We start from the raw sequence: 14817 nt of genomic DNA, 5'->3' as shown, positions 1-14817 counted from the left end.
ACAGTTTTCCCGCTGTTGAGTGCCCGTCACAGGTGTCCCGTGCGTTTGCGCCCGGGTATGCACTCAGAAGCCGCACTGTTATCGGCTGTTGTGCGTGAAAGGGGCTGGATCGGCCGGGTCGCGCACAGCCAACCCGGAACGATCGCTGCCCTGGAGGCGGTGTGCGGCCTACTGTTGATGTGTGTGCCTGGTTTGGGGAAGCAGGCACGGACGGCCGGCGGAGGGACGGGCATGCAGGAAATTCCTGGGGGCCACGGCCCCCCGTACTCCAGCCTGCCCGACGGCACGAGCGTCAGTACGGGGTCCACGGCCGGAGCGGAGGACGCGCCGTGGGTGCAGCGCATCGCAGCGCTGCGGGTGCCCGGACTGCCGTCGCTCGTCGTCGTCGGGGCGGGCATCGCTCTCGCTACGGGCATCTTCCGGGTCGCGACGGACGGCAGGTCCCTGTTCCCGGACGCGGTCACCGGGTGGTCGCTGGCGGTCCTGACGGGCGTGATCGTCGGGCACCTCATCGCCCTGGGGCGTGACCGCTGGTGGAGCGGCACCGGTTCGGGCGCCGCGCTCACGCTGGCGATCCTGCTGCTCTACGGCTGGACGCCGGCCGTGCTGGTCAGCCTCGCCGTCGTGGTGCTGGTGGGTGCCGTACGCCGCCAGCGCTGGCGACAGGCGGTCGTGCACGGCGCCGGCGACATACTCGGCATCGGCGCCGCGGCGCTCTCGCTTGCCGCCGTGGGCGTCCATCCGTCCGTCGGGCATCCCTGGAAGCCCGCGGAGTGGGGGCTGTTCGCGCTGCCCGAGATCGTCATGGCCGCCTTCACCTATCTCGTGGTCACGCGCACGCTGTTGTGGTTCTCGCACGCCCCGCGCAAGACGGGGCTGCCCACCGCGCTGCGCAGGGGGCTGCTGCGCCAGGGCCTCGTCGGCGTCGCGCTGCTGGGCATATCGCCGCTGATAGCCGTGGTCGCCGCGTACCGGCCGATCCTGCTGCCGCTGTTCGCGGTTCCGCTCATCGCGCTGGACTCGACGCTGTGGATCGCCCGCGTACGCGCCGAGGAGGCGCTGCGCGATCCGCTGACGGGGCTTCCCAACCGGCAGTGGCTGCTGGAGCGCACCTGGTCCGCGCTGGACGAGGCGGACCGCACCGAGGCCCGATCCGCGCTCGTCCTCATAGACCTCGACCGCTTCCGCTCGGTCAACGACACGCTCGGCCATCTCGCGGGCGACAGGCTGCTGTTGAAGATCGCCGAGCGGCTCCGCGCCGAACTGCCGCGCGGCGCCGAAGCCGCCCGGCTCGGCGGCGACGAGTTCGCCGTGCTGCTGCCGCTGGCCGACTCCACCACCAGCGCGATGCGCGCGGCCCGCACGCTGGTCTCCGCGCTGGGCTCACCGCTGGACCTGGACGGGCTGACGCTCGTCCTGGAGGCCAGCGCGGGCGTCGCCGTCTTCCCGGAGCACGCCCGCGAGGCCGAAGGGCTGCTGCGCCGCGCGGACGTCGCGATGTACGAGGCGAAGCGCGACCGTACGGGCGTCGAGGTCTACGAGGCCACGCGCGACGGCAACACCCCTGACCGGCTGGGCCTGTTGGCGGATCTGCGCCGGGCGCTCGACGCGGGCGAGGTCGAACTGCACTACCAGCCGAAGGTCGGCTTCGACGGCGTCGTCTCCGGTCTGGAGGCGCTCGTGCGATGGGTGCACCCGGAGCGCGGGCGCGTCCCTCCGGACGAGTTCATCGCGATAGCCGAGACGTCGGGGCTGATGCCGCGGCTCACCGAGTACGTCCTGGAGACGGCCCTCGCGCAGGTCTCCAAGTGGCGCTCGGACGGGCTCACCGTGCCCGTCGCCGTCAACGTCTCGCCCCGCGACGTCCACGCCCCCGGCTTCGCGGGCGCCGTCGCCGGGCGGCTCGCGCGGCACGGAGTCCCCGCCGGGGCACTCCAGTTGGAGATCACCGAGCATGTGCTGCTGGAGGACCCGCAGCGGGCCGCGGACACGCTCGCGGCGCTGGCCGGGCACGGCGTGAAGATGTCGCTGGACGACTTCGGCACCGGCTACTCCTCGCTCGTACATCTGCGGCGGCTGCCGGTGAGCGAGCTGAAGATCGACCGGTCGTTCGTCGCGCGGCTCGCGGTCGACGCGGAGGACGCGGAGATCGTGCGCTGCACCGTCGATCTCGCTCACTCGCTGGGGCTGCTGGTCGTGGCGGAGGGCGTCGAGGACGACGAGACGTGGGAGCGGCTGCGGGACCTGGGCTGCGACGCGGTGCAGGGCTGGCTGGTGGCGGCGGCGATGCCGCCGGACGAGACGACGGCGTGGTTGCGGGCGCGCGACGGTGTTCCGCACTCCCTGGAACGCGCCCGTCCGCGGCCGCAGTTGGAGTGCGGCCCGTCGGCGTCGGCGGCGGGCTCGACCCGCTCCCACCCGGGCTCCACGGGCGGCACCCCGCGCTCCTCGGGTCCGCGCTCCTCGGGCCCTCCGGGGCCGACGCAGTCCCACGACGCGGATCGCCCAACGGGCTGGCAGCCGGTGCAGTAGCGGCCTGGCGGCCGCGGGTTGCGGTGTGCTCGCCTCCGGTGCGTCTCGTGGTGCCGGGGGCGGGCCGCTCCGGCGGCGGCTCCGGGAAGGCATGATTTACGGCCTTCGCCCCTGGAACAGTTTTGATCTCTTTGGCTTGCGGTCCGCAAATCACGCTTGAGTTTCCCGGAACCACCGCCTGCGCGTCCCACCCCCTCCCGTCCGTCGGCGGCTCTCCGTTCGTGGCTCCGGTTGGCAGTTCCTCACTTCCGTACGGGATCGGCGACGCCCGCTGCCTCAACCGGCCCCTGATCGGGGGCGGTTGGACGTACGCGTACGAGCGGCCGGGCCAGGTGGTTATGGGGAACGGTTTGCCCCTTGGGACCCCGAGGGAGAGTCGCGGGACGGCGGGAGGGGGCGGGGCGCGCAGGGGGGCGAGTCCGGACTCAAACGTGATTTGCGGCCCGCAAGCCAGAGGGTTCGGAGGTGTTCCGAGGGGCGAAAGGCCGTAAATCATGCCGTCCGGACTGACCCCCGGAGCGGCCCGCACCCGGCACCCACCACACACCGAGGCGCACGCACGGAATCGACCGGCGGCACGGCCCCGCCCCCGGGAGCCATAGGATTGGGGCGGAAAATCCAACACTCACCCAGAGGACCGCTGCATGCCTGGCATCTCGCGCGAGGAGGTCGCCCACCTCGCCCGGCTGGCGCGCCTGGAGCTGAACGACGAAGAGCTGGACCACTTCGCCGGACAGCTCGACGACATCATCGGTGCTGTCGCCACCGTCTCCGACGTCGCCAACGAGGACGTACCGCCGACCTCCCACCCGCTGCCGCTCACCAACGTCATGCGCCCGGACCAGGTCCGGCCGAGCCTGACCCCCGAGCAGGCGCTCTCGGGCGCCCCCGCACAGGAACAGCAGCGTTTCAAGGTGCCGCAGATCCTGGGGGAGGACTGAACCATGGCCGATCTGACACGACTGACCGCGGCGGAGACCGCGGAGCGGATCGCGAGCGGCGAGGTCACCGCCGTCGAGGTCGCCGAGGCCCATCTGGCGCGTATCGACGCCGTGGACGAGAAGGTGCACGCCTTCCTCCACGTCGACCGCGAGGGCGCGCTCGCCAAGGCCCGCGAGGTCGACGAGAAGCGCGTACGAGGTGAGCGGCTCGGCCCGCTGGCCGGGGTCCCGCTGGCCGTGAAGGACCTCTTCACCACCGAGGGCGTGCCCACGACGGTCGGTTCGAAGATCCTCGAGGGCTGGATCCCGCCGTACGACGCGACCGTGGTGCGGAAGCTGAAGGAGGCGGACGTCGTCATCCTCGGCAAGACCAACATGGACGAGTTCGCCATGGGGTCGTCCACCGAGAACAGCGCGTACGGGCCGACCGGCAACCCCTGGGACCTGACCCGCGTCCCCGGCGGCTCCGGCGGCGGGTCATCCGCGGCGATCACCGCGTACGAGGCGCCGCTCGCCATCGGCACCGACACCGGCGGCTCCATCCGCCAGCCCGCGGCCGTGACCGGCACCGTGGGCGTGAAGCCGACGTACGGCGGGGTCTCCCGCTACGGCATGGTCGCCTTCTCCTCCTCCCTCGACCAGGGCGGCCCATGCGCCCGTACGGTCCTCGACGCGGCGCTGCTCCACTCCGTCATCGCGGGGCACGACGAGCTGGACTCGACCTCCATCGACCAGCCCGTCCCGGACGTCGTGGCGGCCGCCCGCAACGGCAGCGTGGAGGGCCTGCGGGTCGGCGTCGTCAAGGAGTTCCGCGGCGAGGGCTACCAGGCGGGCGTGCTCCAGCGCGTCGACGAGACCGTGGAGCTGCTGCGCGAGCTGGGCGCCGAGGTCGTCGAGGTCTCGTGTCCTTCGTTCACGAAGGCACTGGCCGCGTACTACCTGATCGCACCGTCCGAGTGCTCCTCCAACCTCGCCCGCTTCGACGCGATGCGCTACGGCCTGCGCGTGGGCGACGACGGCACGCACTCCGCGGAGGAGGTCACCGCGCTGACCCGCGAGGAGGGCTTCGGCGACGAGGTCAAGCGCCGCGTCATGCTGGGCACTTACGCGCTCAGCTCGGGCTACTACGACGCGTACTACGGCTCGGCGCAGAAGGTCCGCACGCTCATCACCCGCGACTTCGAGCGTGCTTTCGGCGACGTGGACGTGCTGGTCTCGCCCACCACCCCCACCACGGCCTTCCCGATCGGCGAGCGCACCGACGACCCGATGGCCATGTACCTGGCCGACCTGTGCACCATCCCGTCCAACCTGGCCGGGAACGCCGCCATGTCCGTACCGTGCGGCCTGGCCCCGGAGGACGGCCTGCCGGTGGGGCTCCAGATCATCGCCCCGGCCATGGCCGATGACCGCCTCTATCGTGTCGGTGCGGCCCTGGAGGCCGCCCACCAGGCACGTTGGGGGCACCCGCTGCTTGAGGAGGCACCGTCGCTGTGAGTGGAAAGCTGCACAAGGCCAAGGGGTTCAAGAAGTCCCGGACCGGGATGTACGTGTCCATCGCGGCCTCCCTCTTCGGGGTGGTCGGCACCGTCAAGCGCGGCAGGGAGGCCCGCCGCGAGGGCGACACGCTCCAGATGATCGACGTCGCCGTCTCGGCGGCGGGCATCGTCACGGGCGTGGCGCTGCTCGTACGGGAGCTGCGGCGGCTCGACATCGACGATGTCCTCGCGGACGACTGAGAGGCGAGAGAATCCGTGACCGTCACTGAACTGGTGCCGTACGAGGACGCGTTGGCGGCCTACGACCCCGTGATGGGGCTGGAGGTCCACGTGGAGCTCGGCACCGCGACGAAGATGTTCTGCGGCTGCTCGACGACGCTCGGCGCGGACGCCAACAGCCAGACGTGCCCGACGTGTCTGGGGCTGCCGGGCGCGCTGCCGGTCGTCAACGCGGCCGGCGTCGAGTCCGCGGTCCGCATCGGTCTCGCCCTCAACTGCGAGATCGCCGAGTGGTGCCGCTTCGCGCGGAAGAACTACTTCTACCCGGACATGCCCAAGAACTTCCAGACCTCGCAGTACGACGAGCCGATCGCCTTCGACGGCCATCTCGACGTACAGCTGGAGGACGGCGAGGTCTTCCGCGTCGAGATCGAGCGCGCGCACATGGAGGAGGACACCGGCAAGTCGACGCACATCGGCGGTGCGACGGGCCGCATCCACGGCGCCTCGCACTCGCTGCTCGACTACAACCGCGCCGGCATCCCGCTCATCGAGATCGTCACCAAGCCGATCGAGGGCGCGGGGGAGCGCGCGCCGGAGGTGGCGAAGGCGTACGTCGCCGAACTGCGCGAGCTCATCAAGGCGTTGGGCGTCTCCGAGGCCCGCATGGAGATGGGGCAGATGCGCTGCGACGTCAACCTGTCGCTGCGCCCGAAGGGCGAGACCGCGTTCGGCACGCGCAGCGAGACGAAGAACGTCAACTCGCTGCGCAGCGTGGAGCGTGCCGCCCGGTTCGAGATCCAGCGCCACGCGGCCGTGCTGGAGGCGGGCGAGAAGGTCGTCCAGGAGACCCGGCACTTCCACGAGGACGACGGCTCCACGACGTCCGGCCGTGTGAAGGAGGAGGCGGAGGACTACCGCTACTTCCCCGAGCCGGACCTGGTGCCGGTGGCGCCGCCGCGCGAGTGGGTCGAGGAACTGCGGGCCGGTCTGCCCGAACTGCCGCGCGTGCGCCGCAACAGGCTGCGCGAGGAGTGGGGCATCTCGCAGCACGAGATGCAGTCCGTGCTCAACGCGGGGGCGGTCGGCCTCATCGTCGCCACGGTCGACGCGGGCGCGCCCGCCGACCAGGCGCGCAAGTGGTGGATGGGCGAACTGGCCCGCCGCGCCAACGAGTCGGGCACGGACCTCGCGGATCTGCCCATCGGCCCGGAGGACGTCGCCCGGGTCTGTGCGCTCGTCCAGGAGGGCTCGCTCAACGACAAGCTCGCGCGGCAGACCATCGAGGGCGTCCTGGACGGCGAGGGCACGCCGGACGAGGTCGTCGAGAAGCGCGGGCTGAAGGTCGTCTCGGACGAGGGCGCGCTCGGCGCCGCCGTGGACGAGGCGATCGCCGGCAACCCCGACATCGCGGAGAAGATCCGCGGCGGCAAGGTGCAGGCGGCCGGCGCGCTCGTGGGCGCGGTCATGAAGGCCACGCGCGGGCAGGCGGACGCGGCGCGCGTGCGGGAGCTGATCCTGGAGAGGCTCGGCGCCGAGGGCTGAGCCCTCAGCCGGGGCCGAGCCCGGCAGCGGTGACGGAGGGGCGGTCCGCACGGGCCGCCCCTCCTCGCTGCGGTACGGGCGCGGCGCGGCGCGGCGCGGGGCGGGCACAGCGCGAGCGGCGAGCGGCAGTGGCAGCGGCGAGCGGCAGGGGGCGAACTGCCGCGGCGGCGCACGGATTTCGCATCCGCACACAGGCCCGGAACAGTGAGCAGTACGTGATTGACCTGGGGTAACGCCAGAGCAGGGGCCCATTTGTGGCCATCAACACAAAGGTGGCAAAGGATCTTCTTCCGATGTCACGCTGCCAGGACGGAACATCACGACATCGTCACGATGTAGCTCCCGCAACTCGCCGCTCGGCAGCCCCACGGCACGCAATGCCCGACCCGGGAGACAGCCCCCGCCCCCGCTCACCGGGAAGAGGTCGAAGCACATATGACGGCTCTCGCCCGCTGGTGCCTGCGCCGCCGTCTCGTCGTGATCCTTCTCTGGTGCGCCGTCCTGCTGGGCGTCGGCACCTCTTCCCTTCTCACCGGCCCGGTCTTCTCCAACAAATACGACGTGCCGGGCACCGAGTCGGGGCGTGCGAACACCCTCATCAGCCAGGGCTTCCCCGACCGCAAGGGCGACAGCGACACCATCGTCTGGCACACGGGCAAGGGCACCGACGCGTCCACGGACAAGGTCCGGGACACCCAGGTCGAGAAGACCATGGACCGGACCCTCGACGACATCGCGCGGCTGCCGGGGGTGGCCTCCGTGCAGAGCCCGTACGGCGGTTCCGGCGACGGCGGCGCGGGTGGCGGCCACGGGGAACAGCGGGACCGCATCAGCGGCGACGGCCGTACCGCGTACGCCACGGTGACCTTCGACGCTCCCGTCGAGAAGATCGACAAGAAGGACGTGCAGCGCGTCGTCGACCGGGCGGACCGCGCCGGTGAGGACGTGCCGGGCATGGACGTCGAACTCGGCGGCCCCGGCATCGCGCTCACCGAGAAGCAGGAGGGCCACCTCAGCGAGGCCGTCGGCATAGCCGTGGCGGCGGTGGTGCTGCTGGTCGCCTTCGGCTCCGTGGCGGCGATGCTGCTGCCGCTGGTGACGGCGCTGGTCAGCGTCGGCACGGCGATCCTCGGGATCGGGCTGCTCAGCCATGTGATGACGGTGGCCGACTTCGCGCCGATGCTGGGCACCCTCATCGGGCTCGGCGTGGGCATCGACTACGCCCTCTTCATCGTCACCAGACACCGACGGGGCCTGAAGGAGGGCATGCCCGTCGGGGAGGCGGCGACGCGCGCCGTCGCGTCGGCGGGGCGGGCCGTCGTGTTCGCGGGCGTGACGGTGTGCATAGCCCTCCTGGGCATGCTCGTGCTCCAGCTGAGCTTCCTGAACGGGGTCGCCGTCGCCGCCTCGCTCACGGTGGTGCTCGCGGTGCTCTCCTCGGTGACCCTCGTGCCGGCGCTGCTCGGCGTGATCGGCAAGCGGGCTCTGAGCAGGCGCGAGCGGCGCAGGCTGGCGGAGCACGGACCGGAGCAGCCCGCGGACCTGCACGACATCGAGACGGACGAGAGCGGCGAGAACAGCGCGTCCGGGGCGACGCCCTGCGCGACCGCGGCCACCCACGCGGCCGACGGGAGTACGGACGAGAGCGGTGCGGCGGCCGAAGCCGGCGCAAAGGGCACGGCGGGCGCCGCCGGTGCACCCCGCAAGCCCGCCCGCCGCGTCCGCGCCTGCGCGGTCGCGCGCTGGTCGGCCTTCGTGTCGCGCCACCCTCGGCTGCTCGGCGGGATCGCGGCCTTGGTGATGGTGGTGCTGGCGATTCCCGTGACGGGCCTCCAGCTGGGCACGTCCGACCAGGGCAGCAATCCGCGTACGACCACGACCCGGCAGGCCTACGACCTTCTGGGGGAGGGTTTCGGGCCGGGCACGAACGGGCCCCTCACCCTGGTCGGCGAGATCCACGACGCCAAGGCCAAGCTCGACTTCGAGGAGCTGCCCGGCAAGCTGCGCGACGTCGACGGCGTCGCCCACGTCTCCGGTGGTGAGCTGAGCGGCAACGGCAGCACCGGTGTGATCACGGTCGTACCGGACAGCGCTCCGCAGGCCGAGCGCACCTCGCAGCTCGTGGAGGACCTGCGCAAGGACGTGCTGCCCGAGGCGACGGACTCCAGCTCCCTCGACGTACGCGTCGGCGGAGTCACGGCCGCGCACGACGACTTCGCCTCCGTGATCCTCGGGAAGCTGCCGCTCTTCGTCGGGGTCGTGGTCTCGCTGGGCTGCGCGCTGCTCCTGGCCGCGTTCCGCAGCATCGGAATCCCGCTGAAGGCCGCGCTGATGAACGTCATGGCGGTGGCCGCCGCGTGCGGGGTCGTCGTCGCCGTATTCCAGTGGGGCTGGGGCAGCGGGCTGATGGGGCTCGGCGGCTCCGGTCCGATCGAGCCCTTCCTGCCCGTGATCATGGTGTCGGTGCTCTTCGGGCTGTCGATGGACTATCAGGTCTTCCTCGTCAGCCGCATGTACGAGGAGTGGCGTCTGACCGGCGACAACAGCAGATCCGTGCGCATCGGGCTGGCCGAGACGGGCCGGGTCATCAACTCGGCCGCCGTCATCATGATCGCGGTATTCGGCGCGTTCGTGCTCAGCGGCGACCGGATCATCGCGATGTTCGGCGTCGGACTCGCCGCGGCGGTCGCGCTCGACGCGTTCGTCCTGCGCACGCTGCTCGTCCCGGCCCTGATGCACATGCTGGGCGGCGCCAACTGGTGGCTGCCCCGCTGGATCGACCGATGGCTTCCGCACATCAGCATCGAGCCCGAGGCCGTCCCCGAACCCGTGCCGGAAGGGGTGCAGGAACCCGTCGCCGCGGGCGCCTCCACAACGGTTCCAGCACAGCGTGCCGAAATCTCATCGGACTCTCAGAAACGGCCCCTACGGTGACGCCCCATGGCTACTGAGACGACCAAGACCGATAAGACCGAGGAAGCCGGTGCCACACCGGAGACCGACTCGGGCAAGGACACCACCAGCAAGGACACCGCGACCATGACCACGACCACGACCACGACCACAGACAAGTCCGCGGACGGGGCCGAGGACACGGCCACGGCCCGTGACGACGACGCCCGTACCGAGGTGCTCTCGGACGGCATTCACGACGACGACGGCTACGCGGAGGAGGAGACCGCCAAGGCGACCGCCGTACGCGGCCGCGGGATGGGCGGGGGCGCCGCCGCGGTCGTCAGCGCCGCGCTGGGCCTGTGCTCCATCACCGGCACCTCCCTCAGCGAGATGCTGCGCGATCGCAAACAGCTCATCGGCCAGATCGAGAGCAGCGCGCAGGGCCCGCAGGGCGGCGGCGGTGGCGCCGACCAGATCAACGCGCTGTACGGCGCGCCCTGGCACGCCACCGCTCTCCTCAACGGGATCTTCGCGCTGCTGGCCGTCCTCGTGGGCGGTGTGCTGCTCGTGCTTCTCGCCAAGCGCTCCGAGACGCGCTCCTGGGTGAGCGCGGTCGCGCTCGGCGGCCTCGTCCTGGGCGTGATCGGCCTGCTCGTCGCGGGCGGCATGTACCTCGACCTCTTCGCCTCCGCACCTGAGATGCCCAGCGCCCCCGCCGGGCAGCCCGCGCAGTGACCACCGCGCACCGATAGACGGAACGATCGGCTGAGCCGCCCGGCGGTACGGGTCCGAGGACCCGCGACGGGCGGCTCAGCCGTTCCCGGGCCCGGAACCGGGAGCCGTACGGAGGTCCGGTCGTACGGAGGGCCTTGGGCGGAGACGTCCTAAGACGTCCCACCCGGCGTCTAAGGCCCCCTGCCGCCGCAAGACCGGGCAGGTGCCCGATGTGGCGGCACCCCCTGGGAGACGAGTGTTGAGGCAGCGGAAAGCAGTCGAACCACTCATCACAGGGGAGTCCGAGATGTACTACGGCCACGAGGCGGGGTTCCTGCGCATCGCGGAGATGCGGCAGAAGGCGGCGGCCGAACGCCGCGCCCGCGAGTTCAGCGAGAGCGCCCAGCAGAACAGGGAGGCGCCCGTCCGCCAGGCGCGGCGGGCACGGCGGTTCTGGCTCAGGTCGGCGTGAACCGGGTGCCGGCGCCGTCTCCGGTCGTCGCGTTATGGGAGCCGCGGCCGGAGCCGCCGTCGGAGACTCTGCCGGAGATGCCGCCCGCGACATCACCGGAGCCGCCGCCGGAGCCGCGGCCGGAGACATCGCCGGAAATATCGGCTGACGCGATGTCGGTGGCAGGTGCCATGCTGGGCGACGTGCCCAGCCAGTCCACCGTCAGCCCGGTTTTCGTCGGCCGTAGCGAGGAGCTCTCGCTGCTCACCGATGCGCTCGCCCGCGCCGGCGCGGGCGAGCCGCAGGCGCTGCTGCTGGGCGGCGAGGCAGGCGTCGGGAAGAGCCGCCTGCTGGAGGAGTTCCTCACCGCCGCCCGCGCCGCCGGAGCCACCGCGGCCGTCGGCGGCTGTCTCGAACTGGGCGCCGACGGGCTGCCGTTCGCGCCCTTCGCCACGGCGCTGCGCGGACTGCACCGCGCCCTGGGCGAGGCGGAGCTGGCCGCCGCCGTCGCAGGCAGGGAGGCGGAGCTGGCCCGGCTCCTGCCGGACCTCGCGCCCGCGCCCGGCACCCCCGGGGCGTCGCGCTCCGAGGCGTTCGACGAGGAGGACGGCCGTGTCCGGCTCTTCGAGCTGACCGCACAGCTGCTGGAGCGGCTGGCCACGGGCCGTACGGTCGTGATCGCCCTGGAGGATCTGCACTGGGCGGACCGGTCGACCCGCGAACTCCTCGGCTATCTCTACCGCTCGGTGCACACATCCCGGCTGATCCTGCTCGCGACGTACCGGTCGGACGACATCCACCGCCGCCACCCGCTGCGCCCCTTCCTTGCGGAGCTCGACAGGCTGCGCAGCGTCCGCCGCATCGAGCTGCCCCGGCTCTCGCGCGTGGAGGTGCACGCGCAGATAGCGGGGATACAGGGCGTGCCCGAGCCGGATCCGGAGCTGGCCCGGGTCGTCTTCGAACGCTCCGAGGGAAACCCGTTCTTCGTCGAGGAGCTCACCGCCAGCTGCGCCACCTGCGGTATCAGCGACTCCCTGCGCGATCTGCTGCTGGTGCGCGTCGAAGCGCTTCCCGAACGCACACAGCAGGTGCTGAGGATCGCCGCTCAAGGCGGCTCCGCCGTCGAGCACCGGCTGCTGGCCGCCGTCTGCGAACTGCCGGAGCCCGAGCTGCTGGAGGCGCTGCGCGCGGCCGTCGGCGCCAATGTGCTTTTGCCGACCGACGACGGCGAGGGCTACCGCTTCCGCCACGCCCTGCTCCGCGAGGCTGTCGGCGAGGATCTGCTGCCGGGCGAGGCCGCGGCCCTCAACCGCCGCTATGCGAAGGCCCTTGAGGCCGGCCCCTCGCTCGTCCGGTCCGAGCAGTGCACGGCGCGCCTCGCGTACTACTGGTACCACGGCCGCGACTCCGCCAAGGCGCTGCCGGCCGTGCTCGCGGCGGCCGTCGAGGCGCGCCGCAGACACGCGTACGCGGAGCAGCACCAGCTGCTGGAGCGTGCCGTCGAGCTCTGGCACGAGGTGCCCGCGGAGGTGCGGGAGCGGCTGCGCCCCATGGACGAGGCGGAGGTCTATCCCCGTCCGCGCGGCTGCCCGGAGGAACCGGCCGCGGAGTCCCTGTCGTTCATGGACCTGCTGGCCGAAGCCGTCGTCGCCGCCCGCACCGGCGGCGACGGCGAGCGTGCGCTCGCCCTGACCAAGCGCGCCCTCGACCTGCTGGACGAGAAGTCCGATCCGCTGCGCGCGGCCTGGTTCTGGGTAAGCCGCTCCAAGACCGTCGAGGCTCTGGGCCGCGGCGACGGGTGGGACGAGATCGGTCGCGCGCAGGAGCTCGTCCGCGGCCTGCCGCCGTCGGCCGTCCACGCGGACGTCCTGGCGGGCGCGGCGGCCTGGGGCATGATGCACCGGCCTGGGCCCGACGCGATGAGCGTCGCCGTACGGGCCGTCGAGCTGGCCCGTGTCGTCGGTGCCACCACGATCGAGCTCCAGGCGCGCGTCACCCTCGGCATCCTCATGGCCGAGTCCGGGGATCTGGACGCGGGCATCGCCGAGATGGCCCGGGCACGCGACCAGGCCCTGGAGGCGGGGGCGTTCGGGGTCGTCGGCCGGGCGGACATCAACATCGCCACCGAGCTGGAGTCCATGGGCCGCTCCAGCGAGGCGGTCGCCGCAGCCGTCCGCGCGGCGGAGAGCGCGGCGAAGCACGGCCGCCCGGACATGTGCGGCTTCGCGCTGGGCAACCAGGCCGAGTCGCTGTACGCGATGGGGGAGTGGGCGGAGGCGGCCCGGATCACGGAGGAGGCGGCGGCCGCGGCGCGCACCGCGGAGACCAGGGGCTTCGCCGCCCTGATGAGAGCCCACATCCAGCTCGGGCGCGGCGATCTGGAGGCCCTGGAGTCCGCGCGGGCGGCGGCGCGCGAGGTGATGGGCAGCCACGCGGCATCGGTGAACGCCGCGGTCCAGCTGCGCCACTTCGCGCTGGAAGTGGCCGCGGGCCGCGGCCACTTCGCGGGCGTACGGGCTGAGCTGAGAGCGGCGATCGAGGCGGGCTTCGCGCCGGGCACGCACCGCTACGCCTGGCCGCTGCTGCACGCGGCAGCCGTGCACGAGGCGGGTCTGCGCGGTCTTCCCGCCGCCGACGAGGGCCGTGCCGAGGTGCTGGAGGAGCTGCGGACCGCGGCCCGCCGTCTGCCGCACCCCGCACCGGTCTGGAAGGCGCACTCGGCGCTCGTCGCGGCGGAGACGGCGCGAGCCGAGGGCCGTGCGGCACCCGGAGACTGGCAGGCGGTGACCGAGGCCTTCGAGGCGCTGGAGCGTCCCTACCACCTGGCCCTCGCCCGTCAGCGCTGGGCGGAGTCGCTGCTGGAGGACGGCGCGGCCGGCCGGGAGGCGCGCGAGCGCGCGAACGAGCTGCTGGCGGCGGCGCACACGGTCGCGGTCCGGCTCGGGGCGCAGCCGCTGCGTACCGAGATCGAGCAACTCGCCCTGCGGGCGCGGCTGCCGGTGGCACCGGTGGCGGCGGCGGGCGCGCGTCCGGACAACGGGCAGGCGGAGGAGCCCGCGGACGCCTTCGGCCTGACGCAGCGGGAGCGTGACGTGCTCAACCTCGTGGCCGCGGGCCGCAGCAACCGGCAGATAGCGGATCAGCTGTTCATCTCGCCCAAGACGGCGAGCGTGCACGTGTCCAACATCCTGGCGAAGCTGGGTGTGGGCGGGCGCGGCGAGGCGGCGGCGATGGCCCACCGGCTGCGCTTGCTCACGGACGCGGGCACACGGCCTGCGGCGGGCTGAGCGGCCGGCCCCCACGGTCGTCGCGACCGCCGCACGACGAGCGGCGCCGGGAAGGACGGTGCCTTGCAGGTCTGCCGTGCAGGGGCGCCGGGGCGAACCGGGCCGCAACCGGCGCGGTTCCAGGGGAGATTCAGGCCGGAGTCACGGGAGGTCCGGCGGGCCGCCGCCGTCGCCCGAGTCGTCCGCGTCGGACTCCTCTTCGATCTTCGGCCGTGCCGGGAGTATCGCGTGCTGCTCCTGGAGCGCGATGACGATCTTGCCCGAGCCGAGGTCCACGGGGCCGCAGCCCGGTTCATGGGTGCCCTCGATGACGTAGGTGTGCTCCAGCCGCTGCTGCTCGTGCTCGGCGTGCTGCTGGCTGGGAAGGAAGATGCCGCCTGCTATGTCCATGTCCTCACCGGCTCCCGTCGGCGTCCTGGTCGGTGCCCGCGCCCGTGCCCGTGGCTGTTTGAGTGTCCGTCTCCGTGTTCGCGGAGGCGACCGTGTCCGTGTCCGCGGCCCGCTGCTCCGGCGGGCGGATCAGCACGTGGCCCGAGGTGAGGTCGATCGGCCCGTGCCCCGGATCGTTGCTGCCCTCCTCGACCCGCGTGTGCTCCAGCCGCCGGCGTTCGTCGTCGGTGTGCCGGCGGCCCGGGGAGAAGAGCTCCTCGATCAGGTTGAACATCGTCCTCCGCCCGTCCTCCCCACCCCCGTCCGCCGGTCCGTCCGCCGGTCCGTCCGCCGGTGCGTCCGCC

The 14817-nt window shown here is 72.4% G+C and carries 12 protein-coding genes; 9 read left to right on the top strand and 3 right to left on the bottom strand.

Translation table 11 applies throughout. The features are described 5' to 3' along the window. The first annotated feature begins 231 nt into the window (after positions 1–231). From QQM67_RS26595 to QQM67_RS26560, 8 genes are all read left to right on the top strand, one after another. A complete protein-coding gene (locus QQM67_RS26595; protein WP_314177231.1) occupies positions 232–2532 on the top strand; it encodes a putative bifunctional diguanylate cyclase/phosphodiesterase in 2301 nt (766 codons plus the stop codon). Between the two features lie 644 nt (positions 2533–3176). Beyond that, the gene (gatC, locus tag QQM67_RS26590; protein WP_314177229.1) at positions 3177–3473 is read left to right on the top strand and encodes an Asp-tRNA(Asn)/Glu-tRNA(Gln) amidotransferase subunit GatC; all 297 of its coding nucleotides are present in this window, start codon (positions 3177–3179) and stop codon (positions 3471–3473) included. A 3-nt stretch (positions 3474–3476) separates the two neighbouring features. Continuing rightward, a complete protein-coding gene (gatA, locus tag QQM67_RS26585; protein ID WP_314177227.1) occupies positions 3477–4970 on the top strand; it encodes an Asp-tRNA(Asn)/Glu-tRNA(Gln) amidotransferase subunit GatA in 1494 nt (497 codons plus the stop codon). Next, on the top strand, positions 4967–5212 hold the full coding sequence (locus QQM67_RS26580; RefSeq protein ID WP_314177226.1) for a hypothetical protein: 246 nt from the start codon (positions 4967–4969) through the stop codon (positions 5210–5212). The genes gatA and QQM67_RS26580 overlap by 4 nt, the downstream gene beginning before the upstream one ends. Positions 5213–5227: 15 nt before the next feature. After that, positions 5228–6736, top strand: a complete 1509-nt coding sequence (gene gatB, locus QQM67_RS26575; protein ID WP_314177224.1) for an Asp-tRNA(Asn)/Glu-tRNA(Gln) amidotransferase subunit GatB — start codon at positions 5228–5230, stop codon at positions 6734–6736. Positions 6737–7171: 435 nt separating this feature from the next. Continuing rightward, positions 7172–9670: an MMPL family transporter gene (locus tag QQM67_RS26570; protein WP_314177223.1), complete on the top strand. Its 2499-nt coding sequence runs from the start codon at positions 7172–7174 to the stop codon at positions 9668–9670. Between the two features lie 6 nt (positions 9671–9676). Beyond that, positions 9677–10366, top strand: a complete 690-nt coding sequence (locus QQM67_RS26565; RefSeq protein ID WP_314177221.1) for a GHMP family kinase ATP-binding protein — start codon at positions 9677–9679, stop codon at positions 10364–10366. Positions 10367–10652: 286 nt separating this feature from the next. Further along, the gene (locus tag QQM67_RS26560; RefSeq protein WP_314177219.1) at positions 10653–10817 is read left to right on the top strand and encodes a hypothetical protein; all 165 of its coding nucleotides are present in this window, start codon (positions 10653–10655) and stop codon (positions 10815–10817) included. On the opposite strand, the gene QQM67_RS26555 is transcribed toward QQM67_RS26560, so the two are convergent. Continuing rightward, positions 10804–10989 (bottom strand): hypothetical protein, encoded by a 186-nt coding sequence (locus QQM67_RS26555; RefSeq protein WP_314177217.1) that lies wholly within the window; start codon positions 10987–10989, stop codon positions 10804–10806. The two genes, QQM67_RS26560 and QQM67_RS26555, sit on opposite strands and share 14 nt — an antisense overlap. Between QQM67_RS26555 and QQM67_RS26550 the strand changes: the two genes are divergently transcribed. Then, positions 10970–14083 (top strand): helix-turn-helix transcriptional regulator, encoded by a 3114-nt coding sequence (locus QQM67_RS26550; protein WP_314177215.1) that lies wholly within the window; start codon positions 10970–10972, stop codon positions 14081–14083. The genes QQM67_RS26555 and QQM67_RS26550 overlap by 20 nt on opposite strands. Before the next feature lie 141 nt (positions 14084–14224). On the opposite strand, the gene QQM67_RS26545 is transcribed toward QQM67_RS26550, so the two are convergent. Then, positions 14225–14473 carry a DUF6191 domain-containing protein gene (locus QQM67_RS26545; RefSeq protein ID WP_314177213.1) on the bottom strand — a complete coding sequence of 83 codons (249 nt, stop codon included), beginning with the start codon at positions 14471–14473 and terminating at the stop codon, positions 14225–14227. A gap of 4 nt (positions 14474–14477) precedes the next feature. After that, positions 14478–14747 (bottom strand): DUF6191 domain-containing protein, encoded by a 270-nt coding sequence (locus tag QQM67_RS26540; RefSeq protein ID WP_314177212.1) that lies wholly within the window; start codon positions 14745–14747, stop codon positions 14478–14480. Between the last annotated feature and the right edge of the window lie 70 nt (positions 14748–14817).

It is taken from the genome of Streptomyces winkii (assembly GCF_032248595.1).
Lineage (GTDB): Bacteria > Actinomycetota > Actinomycetes > Streptomycetales > Streptomycetaceae > Streptomyces > Streptomyces winkii.
Note: the sequence above shows the minus strand (reverse complement) of the source record. Positions and strands in the feature narration are given on the sequence as shown.

Excerpts from the sequence above, each read along its gene's own strand:
- QQM67_RS26550 (WP_314177215.1), top strand. The coding sequence starts at position 10,970 with ATGTCGGTGGCAGGTGCCATGCTGGGCGACGTGCCCAGCCAGTCCACC.
- gatC (WP_314177229.1), top strand. The coding sequence starts at position 3,177 with ATGCCTGGCATCTCGCGCGAGGAGGTCGCCCACCTCGCCCGGCTGGCG.
- QQM67_RS26545 (WP_314177213.1), bottom strand. The coding sequence starts at position 14,473 with ATGGACATAGCAGGCGGCATCTTCCTTCCCAGCCAGCAGCACGCCGAG.
- QQM67_RS26565 (WP_314177221.1), top strand. The coding sequence starts at position 9,677 with ATGGCTACTGAGACGACCAAGACCGATAAGACCGAGGAAGCCGGTGCC.
- gatA (WP_314177227.1), top strand. The coding sequence starts at position 3,477 with ATGGCCGATCTGACACGACTGACCGCGGCGGAGACCGCGGAGCGGATC.
- QQM67_RS26595 (WP_314177231.1), top strand. The coding sequence starts at position 232 with ATGCAGGAAATTCCTGGGGGCCACGGCCCCCCGTACTCCAGCCTGCCC.
- QQM67_RS26560 (WP_314177219.1), top strand. The coding sequence starts at position 10,653 with ATGTACTACGGCCACGAGGCGGGGTTCCTGCGCATCGCGGAGATGCGG.
- QQM67_RS26555 (WP_314177217.1), bottom strand. The coding sequence starts at position 10,989 with ATGGCACCTGCCACCGACATCGCGTCAGCCGATATTTCCGGCGATGTC.
- QQM67_RS26540 (WP_314177212.1), bottom strand. The coding sequence starts at position 14,747 with ATGTTCAACCTGATCGAGGAGCTCTTCTCCCCGGGCCGCCGGCACACC.
- QQM67_RS26570 (WP_314177223.1), top strand. The coding sequence starts at position 7,172 with ATGACGGCTCTCGCCCGCTGGTGCCTGCGCCGCCGTCTCGTCGTGATC.